Origin of the sequence: Citrobacter sp. wls613, from assembly GCF_005281195.1 — a bacterium.
GTDB classification, from domain to species: Bacteria; Pseudomonadota; Gammaproteobacteria; order Enterobacterales; family Enterobacteriaceae; genus Citrobacter; species Citrobacter gillenii.
Genome location: NZ_SZXN01000008.1, coordinates 44,576 through 66,790, shown reverse-complemented (window position 1 = coordinate 66,790; position 22,215 = coordinate 44,576). Strand labels below are relative to the sequence as shown.

The 22,215-nt window shown below is 52.9% G+C and carries 19 protein-coding genes; 5 read left to right on the top strand and 14 right to left on the bottom strand.

Features of this window, described 5'->3' with window-relative positions:
- Positions 1–370: 370 nt before the first annotated feature.
- From FDX01_RS01395 to FDX01_RS01385, 3 genes are all read left to right on the top strand, one after another.
- Positions 371–1,729 (top strand): glycoside-pentoside-hexuronide (GPH):cation symporter, encoded by a 1,359-nt coding sequence (locus FDX01_RS01395; protein WP_137399110.1) that lies wholly within the window; start codon positions 371–373, stop codon positions 1,727–1,729.
- Positions 1,730–1,812: 83 nt separating this feature from the next.
- On the top strand, positions 1,813–3,183 hold the full coding sequence (locus tag FDX01_RS01390; protein ID WP_137399109.1) for a carbohydrate porin: 1,371 nt from the start codon (positions 1,813–1,815) through the stop codon (positions 3,181–3,183).
- 78 nt (positions 3,184–3,261) lie between these two features.
- On the top strand, positions 3,262–6,039 hold the full coding sequence (locus tag FDX01_RS01385) for a glycoside hydrolase family 3 protein (RefSeq protein WP_137399108.1): 2,778 nt from the start codon (positions 3,262–3,264) through the stop codon (positions 6,037–6,039).
- Positions 6,040–6,089: 50 nt separating this feature from the next.
- Here FDX01_RS01385 and emrB read toward each other — a convergent pair whose 3' ends face one another.
- The 14 genes from emrB to FDX01_RS01315 all read right to left on the bottom strand — a co-directional run bounded on the left by emrB (position 6,090) and on the right by FDX01_RS01315 (position 20,333).
- Complete coding sequence (emrB, locus tag FDX01_RS01380; protein WP_115257648.1) at positions 6,090–7,628, bottom strand: multidrug efflux MFS transporter permease subunit EmrB; 1,539 nt, start codon at positions 7,626–7,628, stop codon at positions 6,090–6,092.
- A gap of 16 nt (positions 7,629–7,644) precedes the next feature.
- Positions 7,645–8,817 carry a multidrug efflux MFS transporter periplasmic adaptor subunit EmrA gene (gene emrA / locus FDX01_RS01375; RefSeq protein ID WP_096755997.1) on the bottom strand — a complete coding sequence of 391 codons (1,173 nt, stop codon included), beginning with the start codon at positions 8,815–8,817 and terminating at the stop codon, positions 7,645–7,647.
- 130 nt (positions 8,818–8,947) lie between these two features.
- Entirely contained in the window at positions 8,948–9,478 is a 531-nt protein-coding gene (mprA, locus tag FDX01_RS01370) for a transcriptional repressor MprA (RefSeq protein ID WP_096755998.1), read from the bottom strand.
- Between the two features lie 90 nt (positions 9,479–9,568).
- Positions 9,569–9,904, bottom strand: a complete 336-nt coding sequence (ygaH, locus tag FDX01_RS01365; RefSeq protein ID WP_096755999.1) for an L-valine transporter subunit YgaH — start codon at positions 9,902–9,904, stop codon at positions 9,569–9,571.
- Positions 9,894–10,631 carry an AzlC family ABC transporter permease gene (locus tag FDX01_RS01360; RefSeq protein ID WP_115257649.1) on the bottom strand — a complete coding sequence of 246 codons (738 nt, stop codon included), beginning with the start codon at positions 10,629–10,631 and terminating at the stop codon, positions 9,894–9,896. Before FDX01_RS01360 ends, ygaH begins: the two co-directional genes overlap by 11 nt.
- 122 nt (positions 10,632–10,753) lie before the next feature.
- Positions 10,754–11,938, bottom strand: a complete 1,185-nt coding sequence (locus tag FDX01_RS01355; protein ID WP_115259904.1) for an MFS transporter — start codon at positions 11,936–11,938, stop codon at positions 10,754–10,756.
- Positions 11,939–12,138: 200 nt separating this feature from the next.
- Positions 12,139–13,134 (bottom strand): glycine betaine/L-proline ABC transporter substrate-binding protein ProX, encoded by a 996-nt coding sequence (gene proX, locus FDX01_RS01350; RefSeq protein WP_137399107.1) that lies wholly within the window; start codon positions 13,132–13,134, stop codon positions 12,139–12,141.
- A 188-nt stretch (positions 13,135–13,322) separates the two neighbouring features.
- Positions 13,323–14,387 (bottom strand): glycine betaine/L-proline ABC transporter permease ProW, encoded by a 1,065-nt coding sequence (gene proW, locus FDX01_RS01345; protein ID WP_137399106.1) that lies wholly within the window; start codon positions 14,385–14,387, stop codon positions 13,323–13,325.
- Positions 14,380–15,582, bottom strand: coding sequence for a glycine betaine/L-proline ABC transporter ATP-binding protein ProV (gene proV, locus FDX01_RS01340; RefSeq protein ID WP_096756003.1), 1,203 nt, complete (start codon positions 15,580–15,582; stop codon positions 14,380–14,382). The genes proW and proV overlap by 8 nt, the downstream gene beginning before the upstream one ends.
- Before the next feature lie 354 nt (positions 15,583–15,936).
- Positions 15,937–16,896 carry a class 1b ribonucleoside-diphosphate reductase subunit beta gene (gene nrdF / locus FDX01_RS01335; RefSeq protein WP_117343194.1) on the bottom strand — a complete coding sequence of 320 codons (960 nt, stop codon included), beginning with the start codon at positions 16,894–16,896 and terminating at the stop codon, positions 15,937–15,939.
- A gap of 10 nt (positions 16,897–16,906) precedes the next feature.
- Positions 16,907–19,051, bottom strand: coding sequence for a class 1b ribonucleoside-diphosphate reductase subunit alpha (nrdE, locus tag FDX01_RS01330; RefSeq protein WP_137399105.1), 2,145 nt, complete (start codon positions 19,049–19,051; stop codon positions 16,907–16,909).
- Complete coding sequence (gene nrdI, locus FDX01_RS01325; RefSeq protein WP_135911537.1) at positions 19,024–19,434, bottom strand: class Ib ribonucleoside-diphosphate reductase assembly flavoprotein NrdI; 411 nt, start codon at positions 19,432–19,434, stop codon at positions 19,024–19,026. The genes nrdE and nrdI overlap by 28 nt, the downstream gene beginning before the upstream one ends.
- The gene (gene nrdH, locus FDX01_RS01320; RefSeq protein ID WP_135911538.1) at positions 19,431–19,676 is read right to left on the bottom strand and encodes a glutaredoxin-like protein NrdH; all 246 of its coding nucleotides are present in this window, start codon (positions 19,674–19,676) and stop codon (positions 19,431–19,433) included. The genes nrdI and nrdH overlap by 4 nt, the downstream gene beginning before the upstream one ends.
- Positions 19,677–19,901: 225 nt before the next feature.
- Positions 19,902–20,333: a carboxymuconolactone decarboxylase family protein gene (locus FDX01_RS01315; protein ID WP_096756008.1), complete on the bottom strand. Its 432-nt coding sequence runs from the start codon at positions 20,331–20,333 to the stop codon at positions 19,902–19,904.
- 90 nt (positions 20,334–20,423) lie between these two features.
- Between FDX01_RS01315 and FDX01_RS01310 the strand changes: the two genes are divergently transcribed.
- Complete coding sequence (locus FDX01_RS01310) at positions 20,424–21,758, top strand: PLP-dependent aminotransferase family protein (protein WP_137399104.1); 1,335 nt, start codon at positions 20,424–20,426, stop codon at positions 21,756–21,758.
- A 123-nt stretch (positions 21,759–21,881) separates the two neighbouring features.
- On the top strand, positions 21,882–22,215 hold a 334-nt coding region (locus FDX01_RS01305; protein ID WP_137399112.1), incomplete at its 3' end, for a DUF2002 family protein.

Here is a 22,215-nt window from a genome sequence, read left to right as displayed (position 1 = left end):
TAAAACACTATCAGTAAGTTGGAGTCATTACCCATATTTAGTCTGGTTTATTACGTTTTCCTGTTATTCGAAAACCCCGGCCTGCAACCGGGGTTTTTTATTATCATTTTCCCTTAGCCATAAAATATTTATATTACATTTGTTTGGTGAATATTATTTTGTGTTAATAACTAACAAGTTCGCAACGAATAAAACGTGAGCGAAGAAACAAAAATAAGGGCCAATAAGTAAACCTACCTCGCTGCGATCACATAAAGAAAAAAACATAAACAGTTAACAGAAAAACATAATGGATTAGGCCAGATAAGATGTTTTAAAAATACCCTACGACAGAAACCGGTTACATTTTTGTATTGGCAAAGGAGTTTGTATGTCTACAGGGGACAAGATATCGATCAGGGAAAAGGTGGGGTACAGTCTGGGTGACGCGGCCAGCCACATCGTTTTTGACTCTTCGGTGGCAATTCTTGCGTATTTTTATACTGATATTTATGGTTTACCGCCTGCGGTAATGGGAACGATGTTTTTACTGGTCCGCTTGCTGGATGCGATTACCGATCCCATTATGGGGGCGATTGCCGATGCAACCTCCACGCGCTGGGGACGTTTTCGCCCATGGCTACTGGCGATTTGTGTACCCTTTGCCGTCAGCTGTGTGCTGGTTTATTCCATTCCTGATTTTTCCGACAGTGGAAAAGTGGTCTATGCGGTGGCGGCATATATCTTTATGACGCTGATGTATACAGCCATTAATATTCCTTACTGCTCACTGGGTGCTGCGCTGACGTCCGACCCGCGTGAAAACCTGTCCTTGCAGTCATGGCGTTTTGCGATTACGCCAATCGGCGGTGCGCTGGGAACAGCGTTAATTTTACCGCTGGCAGATTATCTCTATCCTGGTGATAGAGCGACGGGGATTCAGGTTTCAATGGCTATCTTCGGCGTCATTGGTTGTCTGATGTTTATCATCTGTTTTTTAACCACCAAAGAACGTGTGCAGCCGATCAAAGAGGAAAACCTCAATATTACCCGTGATGTAAAAATTTTATTCAAGAATGAACAGTGGCGAATTTTATCTGTTTATAACTTTATGATGCTGGTTGCGGTGGTGCTGCGCGGTGGAGCGGTGGTTTACTACGTTAACACGGTGCTGAACAAAGGTGCTGATATTATTACCGTCTTTATGCTGGCTAGCATGTTTGCCTCAATGCTGGGGTCGATACTTGCTAAACCCTTTGGTACCCGGTTCTGTAAAATCAAACTCTCTTTTTGGGTTAACTTACTCACAGCCGTATTTGGTGTGCTGTGCTTCTTTGTGCCGGTTCAGTATTGGATAGTTGTGCTTGCAGTTCATATTATTATTTCCATTATTCAGGGCGGTAATGGTGCTCTGCAATGGTCGATGATTACCGATGCGAATAATTACGGTGAATGGAAAACGCACCGTCGAATTACCGGAATGAACGTCGCAGCAAATATTTTTGTCATCAAATTGGGTGTTGCCGTTGGTGGTGCTATTTTGGGTTGGGTACTCGCAGCATTTGATTATGCCTCAGGTAGTGCTGTGCAGTCCGCGTCTGCCGTACAGGGCGTTACGTTATTATTCACCATTATTCCTGCAATATTTTATATTCTGACGGCATTCTCTATTAAATTCTATGGATTAACAGAAGCAAGAATGAATGGCATTGTCACCGACCTTAAAAGCGGTAAGTTTGCGCATTCCTGATAATAACCAAAATATTGTAATAGCAGGAGGATGAGATGTTTACGACATCTCATCTGGTATACATCAAACTTTAGGGATGAATAATGAAAGCGAAATATTTGGCGCTGATGATCGGTGCTTGCTTATCTCAAAACCTGTGGGCTGCAAATAATAGTAGCATTGAGCAACGCCTTGCTGAACTGGAGCAGCGTGTTATTCGCGCAGAACAGCGGGCAACTGACGCCGAGTCGCAGGTTCAGTCGCTACAGCAACAACAGGTAGCGGCAGCACCTACGGTGAAAGTTGAATCAGCCGAACCCGTCGCAGCAGGCGCTAACCCACCAAAACTGACGTTATCCGGATTCAGCGATATTAAATTCTACGGTGATGTGGAGTTTAATATGGATGCTGCCAGTCGTTCCGGTAGCCTGACATCAATGCGCACCTCCGCCAACAAAGACTGGGCGCCGGGAACCAATGAGCGCTGGGATATCAACGGACGTCTGCTACTGGGATTTGATGGCTACCAGCGGCTGAACAACGGTAACTTTGCCGGTTTCTCGGTCCAACCGCTGGCTGATCTGACCGGCAAAATGAATCTCGATGATGCGGTCTTCTTCTTTGGGCGTGAGAACGACTGGAAAATTAAGGTCGGGCGCTTTGAAGCCTATGATATGTTCCCGCTGAATCAGGATACCTTTGTTGAGTATTCGGGGAATACGGCGAATGACCTCTACAGTGACGGCTACGGCTACATCTATATGATGAAAGAGGGGCGTGGACGTAGCGACAGTGGCGGTAACTTCCTGCTGAGTAAAACCATCGATAACTGGTATTTTGAAGTGAATACGCTGCTGGAAAATGGCAGTACGTTGTTCTCCGAGAAGCAGTATCACGGCATGGATTTAACCAGCGATAAAAATGTGGCCTATGTTCGACCGGTTATCGCCTGGCAAAATGGCCGCTTCTCCACGGCGCTGGCGATGGAAAGTAATGTCGTGAATAACGCCTATGGTTATTACGATAACGGCAAGTGGATCGATCAGTCAGATCGTACGGGGTATGGTTTTACCATGACCTGGAACGGACAAAAAACCGATCCAGAAGAGGGGGCTGTCATTAACCTCAACACGGCGTATATGGATGCGACTGATGAAACCGACTTTACTGCCGGGGTGAATGCGTTATGGCATCGCTTTGAACTGGGTTACATCTATGCGCATAACAAAATTGAAGCGTTCAACGCGACCAATATTGATGCCGTGTGTGAAGATGACTGCTGGATCACCGATCCAGGCAATTATGATATCCACACCATCCATGCTTCATATTTATTCCCCAACGTGATGGATATGAAAAACTTTAATATCTATCTCGGTGCCTATGCCTCATGGGTCGAGGCCGATCCACATAACGGCGACAGCAGCGAAGATGCGCGTTACGGCGGACGTCTGAGATTCAAATATTACTTCTGATAATCACAAGGCCCATCAACGATGGGCCTTGTTTTATTTCAGTACAGAATAAGGCAATGGACACAGGGCTTCTCAATTATGCATTTGAATTTTATGGGTAAACCGCTTGACGGGTTTAGCGAGTTTGCCACGATTGTTGCGGCACAAGGGGCGGTACTACTTAAAAATGATCATGCGGTGCTTCCCCTGCGCCCTGAGGATACTATTGCGCTGTTTGGGCGCACGCAGATTGATTATTACCGCAGTGGGACAGGGTCGGGCGGGGCCGTTAACGTTGTCGCGCAATGTCACTTACTACAGGCTTTGCGCGAACGCTGTTCTGCACGGTTAAACCCCGTGCTGGCGCAGAAGTATGAGCAATGGGTCGGTGAAAATCCGTTTGATAACGGCGGCGGCGGTTGGGCACAGGAACCCTGGTTTCAACAAGAGATGCCGCTGCAGGAAGGCGAAGTGGCGCAGGCGAAGACGATATCGCAAAAGGCCGTTGTGGTTATTGGTCGAACCGCTGGAGAAGATAAAGACAATGCCGATGTTGCTGGCGGATATCGACTGACCCCTGACGAATTTTCTCTGCTGGCCTGCGTCTGTCGTCACTTTAACGATGTGATAGTCGTACTCAATATTTCTTCTATTATCGACATGTCGTGGGTTGAGACCCCGGAATTACGCGGGCGAATTGGGGCGATACTATGCGCCTGGCACGGTGGTGCGTTTGGCGCACAGGCCGTCGCCGCGTTATTGTGCGGCGAGATCACGCCCTGCGGAAAACTGACCGACAGTATTGCGTACTCACTGGAGGATTACCCCTCTGCCTCCTGCTGGGGAAGCGACAGACAGAATATTTATCAGGAAGATATTTATGTCGGTTATCGTTATTTCGAAACGTTTTGCCCTCAGCGCGTGCAGTATCCCTTTGGCTTTGGGCTTTCCTATACGTCATTTACCCTTGAGGTTATCTCTGCGGAGGTGATTACCGATCCCCTCAGCTTTCAATTAAGCGTTGCGGTGCAGAATACGGGCGAAACCTGGGCGGGGAGTGAGGTTGTTCAAGTCTATCTGCAAGCACCGCAAGGCGCGCTGGGTAAGCCCTCGCGCGTGCTGGTTGCCTTTGGTAAAACCCATCTCCTGCAACCGGGAGAGCGTGAAATTATTGATCTGGCGATCCCTGGCGAGCGTCTGACATCGTGGGATGACAGCGGGGATAGCGGTCATCCGCACTGTTGGTTACTGGAAGCGGGCGGGTATTGTTTGTTCGTCGGTAACAGCGTGCGTGACCTCCAGCCGGTTAGCTTCGCGGGGCGTGAAGAGCTCATCGTGCCATCCGTCCAGGTTTTCTCCCGCCATGAACAGGCGCTGGCGCCCAGCGTGGCGTTCTCCCGCCTACGGCCTGGTCGTCATCAACAGGGGAGCTGGTTAGAGGCATGGGAGGACACGCCGCGCCGCTCTTTCTCCTTACGCGATCGTATCTTGTCGCGTTTACCTCCCGCGCAGCCGTTGACCGGCAACAAAGGCATCCATTTCAGCGATGTTGTGCAAGGCCATCGTTGTCTGGAGACATTTCTGGCCCAGCTTTCCGTGGAGGAATTGGCCTGTCTGGTGCGCGGAGAGGGGATGTGTAGTCTCAAAGTGACGCCCGGCGTGGCATCTGCATTTGGCGGAGTGACCGACAGTCTGCGAGAAAAAGGGATACCCGTGGCGTCTACGGCGGATGGTCCATCGGGTATCCGCATGGATAATGGCGCAAAAGCCACGTTGCTTCCCAGTGGGACGTTGCTGGCCTGCACATGGGATCCGGTGCTGGTTGAGCGCCTGTATATGATGGAAGGAAAGGAGCTACAGCAAAATCACATTGATGTTCTGCTGGGGCCGGGTCTGAATATTCACCGTCATCCACTGAACGGGCGCAACTTTGAATATTATTCGGAGGACCCTTTAGTGACAGGCATGATGGCTGCTGCGATGGCGCGAGGTATTCGCGCTGGCGGGGGCATTGCGACGCTGAAACATTTTGCCTGTAACAGTCAGGAGTTTTCCCGCGCCCAGGTTGATGCGGTGGTCTCGGCCAGGGCGTTACGTGAAATCTATCTGAAGGGATTTGAATATGCCGTCAAACACGGTGGCGCGAGTGCGGTGATGACCGCCTATAACCCCGTCAATGCGCACTGGTCTGCTGCGAATTATTGCCTGAACACGACAATATTACGCGACGATTGGGGATTTCAGGGCATTGTGATGACGGACTGGTGGGCAAAAATGAACGATCCTGTCACTGCGGGGGAGGCGAGTGTTAACAACACGGCGGCGATGATCCGCGCACAAAATGACCTCTATATGGTGGTCAATAACAACGGTGCGGAGATTAATGCCGGTGATGACAATACGCTCTCAGCGCTGGAGGACGGAACGCTGACGCTGGGGGAACTGCAACGTTGTGCCCGCAATATTCTGAGTTTTCTCCTGTCTACGCAGGTAGCTAAACGGGGAGACGTGCCGCGGGTAACCAGGGCTAAATTCCATGCGGATGCTATGCTGGCGGATAGGGGAGCTATCAAGGTAGCGTCGGTATCACGGCTGCGCTACAGCGGAGAGAGGGTGATTAGCCTTGAGAAGGATGCGACCTACGATCTGCTGCTCAGCGCGTCATCGGCGGGGCTGGCGTTAGCCCAGACTGGATGCAACTTACTGCTCAATGGCTGCGTGGTCGCCACGATCCAGACCCACGGGGCGCTGGGGAAGCAGATTACGCAGAAGCTATGCCGCATCGATATGACGGCGGGTAACTATCTGTTGCAGTTTGAGGCGACCAAACCGGGCATGGTGATCGACTGGCTTGAGTTCAGACAGGTAACGGATTAGCAATCTGGTATGTAATAAAAAGGGATCCGCAGATCCCTTTAAACATTGAGTTAGTGCGCTCCACCGCCGCCGCCGCCCGCACCGAATGGCGGTTTGGCGAACCACACCAGGCTGAGCAGTAGGATGAATATCCCCGCCGACATCCAGAAGATTTCGTTGGCGGAAATTATCAGCCCCTGGTTGGTAATTTGCTGCGCTAGCCAGCCGGAGGCCTGCTGCTGGGTCATCCCAAGATCCTGCAACTGGCTATACATCGCCTGTGCATTAGGATTGTAGGGGTTTACTGACTCCGTCAACTGCGCGTGATGTAGCGACTCACGGCTAGTCCACATCGTTGTGGTAATCGATGTGCCGATTGAGCCTGCCAGCGTTCGCGTAAAGTTAGACAAGCTTGACGCCGCTGCCAGACGCTCAGGCGGTAAGCCAGACAGCGTGATGGTGGTCAGTGGCATAAAGAAGCAGGCTACGGCGAACCCCTGAATAAATTGCGGCCAGGCCGATGCGCCAAAATCCATACCGGGTTCGAACGTCCACGCGCGCCAGTAGAAACAGACGGCATACATAATAAAACTAAACGTGACCAGCCGACGCATATCCAGCTTGTGGGCGAAACGACCAATAATCGGCGACAGGATCACCGGAATTATCCCCACCGGTGCGGAGGCCAGGCCTGCCCAGGTCGCTGTATATCCGTAGACCTCCTGCAACAACTGCGGCAGCAGGACGATAGCGCCGAAGTAGAGCATATAGGCCAGGCTGATACACAGGCAGCCGATGGTAAAGTTTCGCGACTTAAACAGCGAGAGATCGACAATCGGGTTATCGTCGGTAAGCTCCCAGACAATCAGGAAGCTAATGGCTACCACGGCGACGACCGTCAGGATAATTATCTCCTGCGAGGCGAACCAGTCCAGCTCTTTACCGCGATCGAGCATAATCTGCAAACTGCCGATACCAACAACCAGCAGTGCCAGACCAATAGCGTCAATACGTCGCTGTTCGGTACGGGTTTCCCGGCCGCGCAGGGTTTGTAGCGTCATCAACACCACCACCGCCCCGATCGGCACGTTAATGAAGAATATCCAGCCCCAGTGATAGTTGTCGCTGATATAGCCTCCGAGAATCGGGCCACAAATAGGGGCGACAATCACCGTCATCGACCACAGCGCGAGGGCGATAGACCGTTTGGCGGGCGGATAGTTATTCAGTAACAGGCTTTGTGAAAGCGGAATTAATGGACCGGCGACAATCCCCTGAATCACGCGGAAGAAAATCAGCATTGTCAGGCTGTTGGACATCCCACACGCCCAGGACGCAATGACAAAGCCGATGGTGGACCACATGAACAGCTTTACTTCGCCAAAGCGTTTGGCCAGCCAGCCGGTGATCGGAATGGAGATAGCATTCGCCACCCCGAAAGAGGTGATCACCCAGGTCCCCTGGCTCAATGAAGAGCCAAGGTTCCCGGCAATAGTGGGGATCGCCACGTTAGCAATGGTGGAGTCCAGCACCTGCATGAATGTCGCCAGTGACAACGCGATCGTCATAATGACGAGCTGCGCGCCTTCCAGCGGTTTTTGCTGTTGCATCACACGCACCTTTGAATTAGCCCGCGTTGGCCCGCACGATCTCTTCGATCATTTTATTGACCGGAGCAAGGTTGATTTCTCGAGCATTACTTTCTGCAACCGGCGTAGTACGCACCTGGCTTGCCAGAATCTGTCCGTCACGATTTTGGGTATCGACCGTTACCAGCGTAGACAGGCCAATACGCAGTGGATGTTGCGCTAACTGCTGGGCATCCAGTTCTATACGCACGGGCAGACGCTGGACGACTTTGATCCAGTTACCGGTTGCGTTCTGTGCTGGCAGCAGCGAGAAGGCGCTACCGGTCCCCATATCGAGGCCGACAACCTTACCGGTGTATTTCACGTCATCGCCGTAAATATCACTGATCACCGTTGCCGGTTGGCCGATGCGCATATGCGCAAGCTGGGTTTCTTTGAAGTTGGCGTCCACCCACAGGTTGGTGGCAGGGACAACGGCCATCAGCGGTGTGGTTGGGCTAATCTGCGCGCCTGGTTGCACGGCACGACGGGACACGTAGCCGGTCATCGGGCTAACAATTTTGGTACGTTCCAGCGCCAGCCAGGCATTACGCACTTCGGTGGCCGCTTGTTGCACGGCAGGCTGGTCTTCAAGCTTACTGCCGAGGATCATCGCCTGGTTGGCATTGTATTGCTGTATTGCGACATCAAGCTGAGCCTGCGCGCTGGCAACGGCATCACGCGCATGTTGCAGTTCTTCGCGGCCGATCAGGTTAGCATTTCCCAACGGGACGCGGCGATTAAAGTCGCTTTGTGCCTGCGCCAGGGCGGTTTTCTGCACCTCAATGCTGGCCTGAAGCTGCTTGCTGTTGATCATCAACTGGTGCGTCTGGCGCACGCTGGAGGCCAGCGCGGTCTTGGCTTTTTCAAGCGCCTGCTTAGCGTCCGTCTGGTCGAGGGTCACCAGCACGTCGCCTTGTTTGACATAGTCAGTGTTATCAGCCCAGACTTTCGTCACGCTGCCTGATACCTGCGCCATGATTTGAACCTGGTTCCCTGCCACGTACGCATCGTCTGTCTCTTCGACATGACGCAGTACTAAAAACCAATAAATCCCATATGCCACGGCAATGATAATAAAGAGCAAGGTCAGAAGCAGCAGCATACTTTTACGTTTGCCATTCTTCTTGACCGGTTGCTGCGGGGTTTGAGTCTCCGCATTTGCGCTCATGTTGTTCTCCACGATCTTATTTTTTTTCACATCGGCTGAGCCGACCTGTTTATCAGAAAGGCCAGCAGGGTGACCTGCTGGCCTGTCGGTTTTTCATTTATCAATCTGGATTTTTGAGCGTGTCGGCGCGTTAACGCAGCGCGTCGAGTACCGTGCCATCCTGTTCCATCTGATCAAGACGGGTCAGAAGCTTGCGGGTGATGTGCTCAAGCTGATCTTTTTCTGTGGTGCTAAGAGATGACCAGAGCTGATGCAGACAGTTATGCTGAGGCGGTAACACCTCTTGCAAGAATGCATGGCCTTTCTCGGTCAACTGTAGATGCAGGCAGCGGCGATCGTTATCGCTTTCGCGACGCTCGATCCAGCCACGTTTTTCTAACTCATCCGCGATACGCGTGGCGTTAGTCCGCGACGAACCCAGTGCGCAACTCAGTTCAGAAGGCTGAATACTGTGGTTTTCCTGAGACTCCAGCGTAATCAACGCCATAAACAACGTCTCGTTAATCCCTTGAGCTTTCAGCATTTTATTGCGGTTTTCCAGCAGCTTGCCCTGCATGTGCATGCAAAGACGAGTCAGAAGAACTTCCTGGTAAGGGAATTCTTCGTAGCGGCTGGCGCGAAATTTTAGCATTTGTTCAATGGGCGTAAACGAACTATCCATTTGGGTATAACCTCATTAATTTCAGCCGATATAGTAACGACAGTGACAAATAAAGTAAATGTATTATTTATTTAAAATGATTATTTTTACCTATAAAACAACCCACATTTTCCAGGCTAATCCGTAGCCCAGAGCACTCAGCAATGTCGGAATGATGATGCTGCGGGTCTTAAAATAGCTTGCGCCCAGTACAACAAACCCCACCAACGTTGGCACAAACCGACGAGCGTCGTGCATAACTTCAGGTGCGGTAGACACCACCAGTAGGGCGCAAATTGATGCTATGCCAATGGTGTCGAGTAAAATGCCGGTTGCGCCGCGTTTTGTCGGGCGAACATTTCCCACCCCCAGACGCAGCGGTAAATAACGAAAGCAGTAGTTGACGCCGCCAACCAGCAGGCCAAGCAGCAGAACCTCATAACTCATCAGGCGCCCCCTGCCAGAATGACTGGATAAGCGCCGTCAGACATCCGCAAACAATGCCAGCGAGTATGGCGGCAGGAATAGAAAAAAACGTCACGCCCGCCAGTGCTCCGCCGAGTGCCGCGGTCACACACAGCGACTGTTTACGCTGAAATGACGCGAGCAGAAAACTCATAAACAGCGCCGGGAGCATAAAACCCAGCGCCGCTTCGACCGCCGGAAAATCCTTCAGTAAGCCACTGCCGGAGAATGCGCCAATAATCGTACCGAATACCCAGGAAATCCAGGCACATAGTGCGATCCCCATCATCCAGTTCTCACTCCAGCGGCGATTGTCCCGCACCAGCTTCGCCGTTGCGGCGGCAAACACTTCATCAGTGAGGCCAAAGGCCCACACTGCGCTTTTAGGTTTACTGAGTCGTTGGGCGATGCGGCTGCGCAGGGAAGGGCCATACAACACATGGCGTACGTCCATGGCCATCACGGTGAGTGCGGCGACCCATAGCGAACTGCCCGCGGCAAGCATGGTAGTGATGACGAACTGGCTGGCACCGGCATAGATAATGCAGGAGAAAAAGACGCTTTCGACGGGCGTAAAGCCCAGACGCGTGGCATTGAGACCAAATGCAAAGGCGACCGGAATATAGCTGATGACGATCGGCAGACTGTCTTTGAATCCTTCCGTTAAGGTTGCCGGGCTGGGGTCTGACTGGGGAACAGGGCTTTCCATAGGATTATAGGCTTCATTACCGAAATTTAAATAACCTGGCTCAATGAGTTATAACCTTAGCAGACTGATGAGCTCCTTAACACCCTGAGGAGCTCAATCAGCGGCAAACACGCGCGATACGCTTAATTTACGGCTTCCTGGCGGTGAAAACCTCGCCACCAGACCAGCAGGTTGAGTACGGCAACGGTCGATCCTGCCAGACAAACGCCAGCCCAGCCGGCATGCTGCCAGGCAGAGGCTGAAATCAGTGAACCTGCCGCCCCGCCAATAAAATAGCTGGTCATATAGCCGGCGGTCAGTCGGTTACGCGCATCCGGGTGAATGCGGTAAATAACCGTCTGGTTGGTGATATGCACGCCCTGAACGGTGAGATCCAGTACCAGAATGCCAATTATCAGCATCGGTACTGACGTATGACCCAACCAGATTGCCAGCCAGGAGAGCAGCAGTAACAACAGACCTAATGTCGTGGTGAGATGGGATTTGCCCTTATCAGCAAATCCACCAGCAGGACGAGCGCCGAGCGCACCGGCGGCACCGGCCAGGCCAAACAGGCCAATCATGCCTTCTGAATAGTTAAACGGCGGTGCCGCCAGCAAAAATGCCATTGATGTCCAGAGAATACTAAAGTTGGCAAACGTCAGGCAGCCCAGCATCGCCCGGGTACGCAGCAGTTTATCGTGGATAAACAGGCTGAAGACCGAGCCTAACAACTGTGGATAGTTGAGATGGGTTTCTGATTTCATCTTCGGCAGTCCGCGCCATAGCGCGATAGCCATTAGCGCCATCAGCACCGAGGCGACCCAAAACACCGTGCGCCAGCCGCCGAGATTCGCCAACAGCCCGGCCACGGTACGAGCCAGTAAAATCCCCAACAGCAGACCGCTCATAATGGTGCCGACAACTTTGCCGCGTGTCTCCGGCGTGGCGAGTGTGGCCGCCAGCGGAACCAATATTTGTGCTACGACGGAAAACAACCCGGTCAGTGCCGTGCCGAGGATCAGCATGCCCAACGACTGGCTGCTGGCGGTAATCAACATGCCGCCAGCGGCGAGTAACGTCATGGACACGATAAGCCCCCGCCGCTCAAACATATCGCCAAGCGGCACCAGAAACAGCAGGCCCGCGGCGTAGCCAAGCTGTGCCGCGGTGACGATAAAGCCTGCGGTACTGGCTGATAATGAGAAGTTGCGCGCGATGGTATCGAGCAGCGGCTGGGCGTAATAGTTACTGGCGACGGCGAGACCCGTGGCGATGGACATGAGCAGGATCAGCGATCGGCTAAGTCCCTGAGAGGAATTTGTCATTGTTTTCAGCTGAATAATGGATTTCTGAAACAATCATAACGGAAGTGGATAAATGTTGCTGATTTGTTAGGTGATGGATTGTGCGGTTTCGGGCGAGTGAAGAGATGCGTGCCGGATAAGGCGCATTGCGCCACCATCCGGCATTGGTGTGGTTACTTACTGTGCCTGATGGCGCTACGCTTATCAGGCCTACGAGTGGGTTACTTCTGCGCAGCTAATGCTTCTTTTACCCAGCCGTCGAACTGCTGCTGGTGGGCTTTGATCCAACCGTCAACGTGACCCTGCACATCGGCTTCGGAAGCTTTGCCCTCATGCATCATCGCGTTCTGTGCGTTGATGTCCGCCAGTGGCAGCTTGATGATGGCAAACAGCTTCGCCGCGGCCGGGTTTTTCTCTGCCCATGCCTTGTTGGCAACGATATGCATGGTGTTGACCGGGAAGCCGTAGTTCGCGCCGTTTGGCAGCTTGGTGTCAATGTCTTTCTGCTCACCCGGCAGGGAAGAGAACGGCACCTGCAGCCAGACCACGTCTTTGCCCGGCTTCATCACGTCGCTCACCCAGTATGGTGTCCAGGTGTAGTAGAGAATCGGTTTGCCTTCTTTAAAGCGCGTGATGGTGTCAGCCATCATCGCCGCGTAGTTGCCGTGGCTGACGTCGACCGTTTTTTGCAGATCGAAGGCTTTATTCTGGTGGTTGATGACCGCTTCGCAGCCCCAGCCGGGTGAACAGCCCATCATGTCAGCTTTACCGTCGCCGTTGGTATCAAAGATTTTGGCAATCTTTGGATCTTTCAACTGGGCGATATTGGTGATTTTGTACTGCTCAGCGGTTTTTTTGTCGATCAGATACCCCTGTGCAGCCCCCGTCACGAATACCCCTTCGCGATAAAACTTTTTGTCTCCGCCCGCGGCGGCGTACATGTCGTCATGCAGTGGCTGCCAGTTCACGGCGGTAAAGGTGGCATCGCCAGAAGCAATAGAGGTGTAGCCGACGTTGTAGTCAACTTCGCTGGCTTTGTTGACGGTATAACCCAGTTTTTCCAGCGCACGAGCGACCAGCTGTGTCTGGAACGATTCTTCAGAGATCGTGCTCTGGATTGGTTGCACGGTAATGCCTTTGCCCGGCAGGTCGGCAGCGAAAGCGCTGGTGGAGACAAGGGTGGCAAACGCTGTGGCAATAATTACTTTCTGTCGCATCGTTGTTCCTTATTACACTTCATTCTTCAAGCTGCCTCTTTGTTGGCTGCACTCATGCCCCCCAGTCACGTACTGCTTGTACGTTCCTGGGATACATTCGTTTGCCGCCGCGATGCAACGTGAACGATGTTGTGTAAGCTAATGAATGGTAGGCCCGGTAAGCCATGCGCCACCGGGCAACAGGTGAATTACTTAGTGAAAGGGCGGGTGATAAGCCCAACAGGGCCGGTGGTGTACCAGCGACGGTTACCCCGGCTGCGCGAGTCGCGACCGACGGCCTGCGTCAGGCGGTCCAGAATGATGGCGAGGATCACAATCCCAACCCCGCCAACGGTAGCCAGCCCCATATCGAGACGCCCGATACCGCGCAGTACCATCTGACCCAATCCACCGACGGCGATCATCGAGGCGATGACGACCATGGAAAGCGCCAGCATCAGCGTCTGGTTAACCCCCGCCATAATGGTGGGCATCGCCAGCGGCAGTTGGACTTTAAACAGCATCTGACGCGGGCTGGCACCAAAGGAGCGTGAAGCTTCAATCAGGTCGGCTGGCACCTGGTTAATACCCAGAATGGTCAGACGCACAATCGGTGGCAGGGCGAAGATAATCGTCACCACGACGCCCGGCACGTTACCAATGCCGAATAACATCACAATCGGCACCAGATAGACGAACGCAGGCGTGGTTTGCATGGCATCGAGCAGGGGACGAACGATCTTTGCCGCACGCGGACTGCGCGCCAGCCAGATCCCCATCGGTAAACCGATTAGCACACAGAACAGCAGCGCGGTCAGCACCAGCGCCAGGGTGATCATCGCCTGTGACCAGGCGCCAATCGCGCCAATCGCGACCAGTGAAATCAGCGTGGCAACGCCCATCCCGATGCCAGAAATCTGCCAGGCGATTAAAGCGAAAAGAAAAATCGCCACCGGCGCAGGCATCCCCAGCAGCAGTTGCTGGAAGCCGTTGAGAATGTAATCTACCGGGACACGAATGCCCTGGAAGACGGGACGAAAATGGGTCACCACCCAGTCGATCCCTTCGGTGACCCAGCTATCGAGCGGGATCAGTGTTTTATGGAACGGATCCATAATATTGAAATGCTCAGGTGCTGGCGCGGGCGCGCTGGTCAGCCAGTCTGCGCTACCGCCGTCGGCAGGCGCGCTTGACGCGGTGCCCCAGGCATCAGCGGATTGTGCAGCGCTATCGGCTGCTGGTGTCGTGTCCCACGGATTTGTTTGATCAGTCATTGTTTGCCCCCTCGCGATCTAAAGCCTGTAGCAGCATGCGTTTGGAAATAATGCCCACATACTGATGTTCCTCATCGACAACCGGTACCGCGCACGGTGCTTGCCCGACATGAGAAAGCAGCTCGCTCAGCGGCGTTTTCGCCTCTACGGCTAACGGTTCGTCGATCAGTGCGGCTTCAATACCCTGCGCCTGACGTAAGGCGGTTTTTAATGAGTCGATGGAGACCACGCCAACAAACTTGTTTCCGCGTTCAATCACGTAACCAAATTCACGATCTTTATCCTGCAATAATTGCAGTGCCGAACGTGGGCCAATCCCTGGTGTTTTGCGAATTAAGCCTTCAGGGCTACGACGGGAAATATCTTTCGCGCTGAATACCTGGCTAATATCAACACCACGGAAGAAGGTGCGCACATAATCATTGGCCGGGTTATTCAGGATTTCATCCGGGGTACCGACCTGCACCACTTCACCATTTTGCATAATAGCGATGCGATCACCAATGCGCATGGCTTCGTCGAGATCGTGGGAAATAAAGACCACGGTTCGCTGATGCTTTGCCTGCAGTTTTACCAACTCATCCTGCATCTCGGTACGAATTAAAGGATCGAGCGCAGAGAAGGCTTCATCCATTAATAAGATGTCAGGGTTAATGGCTAATGCGCGGGCGAGACCGACACGCTGGCGCATACCACCGGAGAGTTCATCCGGGTATCCATGAGCGTAATTCTCAAGCCCAACCTGGCGGAGCGCATCCAGCGCTTTTTCACGACGTTCATCCGCAGCAATACCGGCTAACTCCATACCGAAGGCCGTATTGTCGAGTACCGTCATGTGCGGCATCAGGGCAAAGGACTGGAATACCATCGCAATCTTTTTTCTGCGCACCTCGCGAAGCTCGGCATCGGATATCCTGGCGATATCCACGCCGTCAATCAGTACCTGCCCGCGGGTGGGTTCAATCAGGCGATTGAGAAGGCGTACCATTGTGGATTTACCCGAACCGGATAATCCCATGATGACAAATATCTCGCCTTCTTCAATGGCCAGACTGGCGTCTTTAACGCCAAGCGATAGCCCTGTTTTTTCCAGAATCTGCTCTTTTGAAAATCCTTTTTCAATATATTTGAACGCTCTCTGGGGATGCTCGCCAAATATCTTATAGAGATTTTTAACTTCTAATTTAATTGCCATGCAATAGAATTATTCCTGTTATTTGTTTATATCGATATAGTACCTGGTGAAAATAGTTATCTTTTTCTACCCTAACATACTGAGAATCTGAGACAACCCTGAATTTGGTTGTGGCATGAATATTGCCAAAGGCCAGATGGCGAGATTTCCCGTGATATAAGGGCTGAGCGTGGATGAAACTTCTTTGATATTTTTTGTAAATGGCAGTAAAAAGTCGCCTGAATTGTTGAAACTCAGGCGAATAATGCGGCTAATATTGAGTGTAGATCACACAATGATATTTGTGTGATAAAAATGTGATCCCGTTAAAATATTAACGCGAAAAGTGTAGGGTATTTTCCGCGAAAATGAGATCTAGAAATTCCAGTCGTCGTCTTCAGTTTCGACGGCTTTCCCCATCACGTATGACGAGCCTGAACCGGAGAAAAAATCATGGTTTTCATCGGCGTTGGGCGACAGCGCGGCGAGGATTGCCGGGTTGACATCCGCCATTTCCGCCGGGAACAGGGCCTCATAACCCAGGTTCATCAAGGCTTTATTGGCGTTGTAACACAGGAACGCTTTCACCTCGTCGGCCCAGGCGGTTTCGGCATACAACACTTCCGTGTAGTGAACTTCGTTATCGTACAAATCCATCAGCAGATCGAGGGCAAAATTCTTCAGTTCCTCACGAGCTGACAGTGAAATATGCTCCAGCCCCTTTTGATATTTATAACCAATGTAATAACCGTGAACCGCTTCATCACGAATAATCAGACGGATGAGATCGGCGGTATTGGTCAGCTTACCGCGGCTGGAGAAATACATCGGCAGCCAGAAGCCGGAATAGAACAGGAACGATTCCAGAAATACGCTGGCAATTTTCTTCTTCAGTGGATTATCGCTGGCGTAATGCTGCAAAATAATCTGCGCTTTGCGTTGCAGCGCGGCATTTTCTTCACTCCAGGCGTAGGCCGCATCCACATCTTTGGTCTGACAAAGGGTGGAGAAAATAGAGCTGTAGGAACGAGCGTGCACCGCTTCCATAAAGCTGATATTTGACAATACCGCTTCTTCATGTGGGGTTAATGCATCCGCCATCAGCGCGGGCGCGCCGGCAATATTCTGAATGGTGTCGAGCAGCGTCAGCCCGGTAAAGACGCGAATGGTGAGCTGCTGCTCGGCGACGCTCAGCGTTTGCCAGGCGGGAATATCATTCGACAGCGGGACTTTTTCCGGCAACCAGAAATTACTGGTCAGCCGGTTCCACACCTCCAGATCTTTATCATCCTCAATTTTGTTCCAGTTGATGGCGCTCACGCGGTTTAGCTTCATCCTGCTCTCCTTACAGCGCGCATGACACGCAGCCTTCAATTTCAGTACCTTCCAGCGCCAGCTGGCGCAGTCGGATGTAGTACAGCGTTTTGATGCCTTTTTTCCACGCGTAGATTTGCGCTTTGTTGATATCGCGGGTGGTGGCGGTGTCCGGGAAAAACAACGTCAGCGACAGCCCCTGATCGACGTGTTTGGTTGCCTCGGCGTAGGTATCGATGATTTTTTGTGGGCCAATCTCGTAGGCATCCTGATACAACGCCAGATTTTCGTTGGTCATAAACGGGGCAGGGTAATACACACGCCCGGTTTTACCCTCTTTGCGAATCTCCACCTTAGACACAATCGGATGAATACTTGAGGTGGCATGGTTGATGTAGGAGATGGAGCCGGTTGGCGGCACCGCCTGTAAATTCTGGTTATAAATACCGTAGCGCATCACATCCTCACGCAGCTGTGACCACATTTCACGCGTCGGCAGCGTCACGCCGCGAGTGGCAAACAGCGCGCGGACTTTCTCGGTTTTTGGCTGCCAGTCGCCGCTTAAATAGCGTTCAAAATACTCGCCGCTGGCGTAGCGCGACTGGTTGAATCCGGCAAAGGTCTGGCCACGCTCTTTGGCCAGCAACATGGAGGTATGCAGGGCATGCCAGGTGACGGTGTAGAAATAGAGATTGGTGAAATCCAGCCCCTCCGCTGAACCATAGGCAATACCTTCGCGTGCCAGATAGCCATGCAGGTTCATCTGCCCCAGCCCAATCGCGTGCGAAGCGCTGTTCCCGGCTTCAATCGACGGAACGCTGCGGATGTGGCTCATGTCGGAGACGGCGGTTAAGCCGCGAACCGCTGTTTCAACGGTGCGGCCAAAGTCCGGCGAATCCATGGTGTGGGCAATGTTCAGCGAGCCGAGATTGCAGGAGATATCGCGTCCAATCTGCGCGTAGTCGAGGTTTTCATCGTAGGTTGAGGCGCTGTTGACCTGCAAAATTTCCGCGCACAGGTTGCTCATGTTGATGCGACCGGCAATGGGGTTGGCGCGGTTCACCGTGTCTTCAAACAGGATGTAGGGGTAGCCGGACTCAAACTGGATTTCCGCCAACCGCTGGAAGAAGTCACGGGCGTTAATGTACCGCTTGCGCACGCGTGCGTCGGCGAGTAACTCGTCATAGCGTTCGCTGACGGCGATGTCGCTAAACGGTTTCCCGTAAATACGCTCCACGTCATAGGGGGAGAACAGCGCCATCTGCGCATTCTCTTTTGCCAGACGGAAGGTAACATCCGGGATCACCACGCCGAGTGACAGCGTTTTAATGCGAATTTTTTCATCGGCGTTTTCGCGCTTGGTATCGAGAAAGCGCAGAATATCCGGGTGGTGCGCGTGCAAATACACCGCACCCGCGCCCTGTCGCGCGCCCAGTTGGTTGGCATACGAAAACGCATCTTCCAGCATCTTCATCACCGGGATCACCCCGGAAGACTGGTTTTCAATACGCTTAATCGGTGCCCCGGCTTCGCGCAGGCTGGAGAGCAGAAACGCTACGCCGCCACCGCGTTTGGAAAGCTGCAGCGCCGAATTTACCGCCCGACCAATGGACTCCATATTGTCTTCAATACGTAACAGGAAGCAGGAGACCAGCTCGCCGCGCTGGGCTTTGCCGCAATTAAGGAAGGTTGGCGTGGCGGGCTGAAAACGCCCGGCGAGCATATCGTCGGTGAGTCGCAGGGCAAGCGTCTCATCACCCTGTGCCAGCGTCAGCGCCACCATCGTCACGCGATCGGCAAAATCCTCGAGGTAGCGTTTACCGTCAAAGGTTTTCAGCGTATAGCTGGTGTAATACTTCCATGCGCCGAGAAAGGTCTGGAAGCGAAACCCGCTGGCGTGAGCGTGGGCAAACAGCTTCACCACGAAAGCGCGATTGTAACGGGTTAAAACGCTTTCGTCGTAATAACCTTCGCTTACCAGCGTATCCAGACGCGCGTCCTGGCTGGCAAACACCACCGAGTTGGGCTGCACGTGATTTGTCATAAACGCGTCCACCGCCTGATGGTCTTTCTCAAACTGAATACGCCCGGCGTTATCGTACAGATTCAGCATGGCGTTAAGTGCGTGATAATCCAGCGTGGGCTGAACTACGCGTTCTGCGGTTGTTGTTGCCAAAATTCGCTCACTCCTTTTCGCACGTTGTCGATGTCGCCTGGCGTCCCCATCAGCTCAAAGCGATAGAGCCACGGCACGGCGCATTTTTGTGAAATTACGTCACCCGCGCGGCCGTAGGCGTCGCCGAAATTACGATTGCCAGCGGCGATGACGCCGCGAATTAACGCCCGATTGTGGGGATCGTTTAAAAAGCGGATCACCTGTCGCGGGACCGCGCCTGCCGTACCGCCGCCGCCGTAAGACGGCACGACTAAAATGTAAGGTTCGTCTACCTGGATCCGCTCGCGTTCGTTAAGCGGAATTCGCACGGCGGGCAGCCCCAGACGCTGTATAAAACGATGGGTATTTTCAGAGCTGCTGGAGAAGTAGACGAGGGTGCTCATGTGTTGGCCACATGGGGCTGCGGACGCAGACGATTGATCATGTCCGGGCGAAATCCTGACCAGCGGGTTTCCCCTGCTACCACCACCGGTAATTGGCGAAACCCCTGCTCGCGCAGGGTTTCTGCCAGCTCGGGTGCCAGATCGACATTGATCATCTCGATGTCAAGCCCACGACCTTCCATCGCCCGTTTCGTGGCGTGGCACTGAATACAGTTATTGCGAGTGTAAATAATAATACGCATGATTCGTATTTCCATTTATGGGTGTAAAAGCGGCGCGATAATGGCGTCGGGTTGTGTGTGTCGTGATGTAATCAATACTAGATGTAGTTTATAAAAGATTCAACCATACAAGATATGGGATTTTAGAGTGGTAAGGGGCCGTGAGATGAGTGTGGCGGAGGGCGGGGTATGTAGCATTACGGGTTGCCGGATAAGGTGTTTCCGCCGCCATCCGGCACCACAGAATTACATGCGCATGCCTACTGCCAGACGGTTAAAGCAGTTCATCAGGCTAATGGCAAACGTCAGATCGCTTATTTCTTTGGCGCTAAAATGGTTCAGCAGCGGCATATAAACGTCGTCTTCGGCGTGCGTCGAGGCGATGTGGGTAACGGATTCGGCCCATGCCAGCGCTGCGCGTTCCTGATCACTGAAATGGTGGCTGACGCGCCATCCTGCCAGCGCATCCAGTTTGGCCTGTTCTACGCCAGACTTACGCAGGGCTTTACTGTGCATTTCCAGACAAAACGCGCAGCCGTTGATTTGCGAGACCCGCAGGTAAATCAACTCCGTCAGTGTAGGCTCCAACGCGCAGTTTTCCAGCGCTTTGCTGGCCTGAACCAGAGCGTTATAGATTTCAGGGCTAAGTTCATAATAGGGCTGGCGTAACATCGTCATGGTATTTCTCCTCGTTTGGATGACCCGCAATGTATCACTATAATGGTCTGCTAAAGAGAGCCATATTGTTATCAAAAAAGCAGACCATAAATGCCACGCTACCAGCAAATCGCCCGTCAGTTAAAAACCGCTATTGAGAAAGGGGAACTTAAGCCTGGCACACGCTTGCCGTCCAGCCGCACCTGGTCCCAGGAACTGGGCGTTTCACGCTCGACGGTGGAAAACGCCTACGCAGATCTGGTGGCGCAAGGCTGGCTGGAACGACGCGGGCAGGCCGGAACGTTTGTCAGTCAGCAACTGCGGCTGGACACTTCGCCCGTTGCACCAACGGTCTTTGCCGGAGAAAACCCTACACCGCAACTTTTTCAGATGGGATTACCGGCGCTCGATCTCTTTCCCCGCGAAGTCTGGGCGCGGGTGATGGGGCGGCGTTTACGCACGCAGACACGTTTCGATCTCGCCTTGGGTGATGTCAGCGGCGAACTGTTGCTACGCCAGGCGATCGTTGATTATCTGCGCGTATCCCGCAGTATTGAGTGCCTGCCGGAGCAGATTTTTATTACTTCGGGCTATGCGGCCTCCATGACCTTAATCCTGCGGGCGCTGGCAAATCCCGGCGCAGGGATGTGGGTAGAAGATCCCGGTTTTCCGCTGATCCGCCCCGTTATAACGCAGGAACAGGTTGAACTGCTGCCCGTCCCGGTCGATGGCGAGGGTCTGGATGTGAGCGCCGGGATCCGCGACTACCCGCAGGCGCGTTTTGCCCTCCTCACGCCAGCCCATCAAAGCCCGTTGGGCGTTGCTCTCTCGCTTGACCGTCGACACCAATTGCTGGAGTGGGCCGCCCATGCGCGGGCATGGATCATTGAAGATGACTACGACAGCGAGTTTCGCTACCACGGAAAACCGTTGCCGCCGCTAAAAAGCCTGGATGCGCCGCAGCGGGTGATTTATGCCGGTACCTTCAGCAAATCATTATTTCCGGCTTTACGTACAGCCTGGCTGGTGGTGCCGGTGACGGAGGTCGCGCGCTTTCGCCGCCAGGCGGCGCTGACGGCTTGTAACGTGCCGCTGTTATGGCAGCAAACGCTGGCGGATTTTATTCGTGATGGCCATTTCTGGCGGCACCTGAAAAAAATGCGCCAACACTATTCCCAGCGGCGTCAGTGGATGGAAAGTGCGCTGACGGAATACGGCTTTACCGTTGTACCTCAGCAAGGCGGAATTCAACTGGTGATATCGGTGAGCGGCGAAGATACGGCGTTGGTGCGCAAAGCGAATCAGGCTGGTCTGGCGGTTCAGGCGTTAAGCCAATGGCGAATAACTTCAACGGGAGAGGGCGGTATATTACTGTCATTTACCAATATCCCGTCGGTGGAAATGGCCCGGCAGGCCGCCCGTCAACTTCGGCTGGCAATAACCTGATCCAGCGCCATGCTTAAGATAGCCGCCTCACTCTCTTCATGCGTTTATGGCCTTTTCTGAAAGCGTTGCTAATGCTGAATCAGGTAAGGTAAGCCCGCGGTAAAAGATAACGAGGAAAAATATATGTATTTAAGACCCGATGAGGTGGCGCGCGTACTTGAGAAAGTAGGCTTTACCGTGGATGTAGTGACGCAGAAAGCGTACGGTTATCGACGTGGCGAAAACTATGTGTATGTTAATCGTGAAGCGCGTATGGGACGCACAGCATTAGTGATCCACCCCACGTTAAAAGAACGAAGTTCTTCGTTAGCGGATCCGTCAACGGATATTAAAACCTGCGATCACTATCAGCAATTCCCGCTTTATTTAGCCGGAGAAACCCATGAACATTATGGTATTCCACACGGCTTCAGCTCGCGTATTGCGCTGGAACGTTATTTAAATGGGTTGTTTGGTG

Bases quoted from the DNA above. Each gene is read 5' to 3' on its own strand.
- nrdF (WP_117343194.1), bottom strand. From the start codon at position 16,896: ATGAAGCTAAACCGCGTGAGCGCCATCAACTGGAACAAAATTGAGGAT.
- FDX01_RS01385 (WP_137399108.1), top strand. From the start codon at position 3,262: ATGCATTTGAATTTTATGGGTAAACCGCTTGACGGGTTTAGCGAGTTT.
- emrA (WP_096755997.1), bottom strand. From the start codon at position 8,817: ATGAGCGCAAATGCGGAGACTCAAACCCCGCAGCAACCGGTCAAGAAG.
- proW (WP_137399106.1), bottom strand. From the start codon at position 14,387: ATGACTGATCAAACAAATCCGTGGGACACGACACCAGCAGCCGATAGC.
- emrB (WP_115257648.1), bottom strand. From the start codon at position 7,628: ATGCAACAGCAAAAACCGCTGGAAGGCGCGCAGCTCGTCATTATGACG.
- ygaH (WP_096755999.1), bottom strand. From the start codon at position 9,904: ATGAGTTATGAGGTTCTGCTGCTTGGCCTGCTGGTTGGCGGCGTCAAC.
- FDX01_RS01395 (WP_137399110.1), top strand. From the start codon at position 371: ATGTCTACAGGGGACAAGATATCGATCAGGGAAAAGGTGGGGTACAGT.
- FDX01_RS01390 (WP_137399109.1), top strand. From the start codon at position 1,813: ATGAAAGCGAAATATTTGGCGCTGATGATCGGTGCTTGCTTATCTCAA.
- proV (WP_096756003.1), bottom strand. From the start codon at position 15,582: ATGGCAATTAAATTAGAAGTTAAAAATCTCTATAAGATATTTGGCGAG.
- FDX01_RS01360 (WP_115257649.1), bottom strand. From the start codon at position 10,631: ATGGAAAGCCCTGTTCCCCAGTCAGACCCCAGCCCGGCAACCTTAACG.
- FDX01_RS01310 (WP_137399104.1), top strand. From the start codon at position 20,424: ATGCCACGCTACCAGCAAATCGCCCGTCAGTTAAAAACCGCTATTGAG.
- nrdI (WP_135911537.1), bottom strand. From the start codon at position 19,434: ATGAGCACCCTCGTCTACTTCTCCAGCAGCTCTGAAAATACCCATCGT.
- mprA (WP_096755998.1), bottom strand. From the start codon at position 9,478: ATGGATAGTTCGTTTACGCCCATTGAACAAATGCTAAAATTTCGCGCC.
- proX (WP_137399107.1), bottom strand. From the start codon at position 13,134: ATGCGACAGAAAGTAATTATTGCCACAGCGTTTGCCACCCTTGTCTCC.
- FDX01_RS01315 (WP_096756008.1), bottom strand. From the start codon at position 20,333: ATGACGATGTTACGCCAGCCCTATTATGAACTTAGCCCTGAAATCTAT.
- nrdH (WP_135911538.1), bottom strand. From the start codon at position 19,676: ATGCGTATTATTATTTACACTCGCAATAACTGTATTCAGTGCCACGCC.
- FDX01_RS01355 (WP_115259904.1), bottom strand. From the start codon at position 11,938: ATGACAAATTCCTCTCAGGGACTTAGCCGATCGCTGATCCTGCTCATG.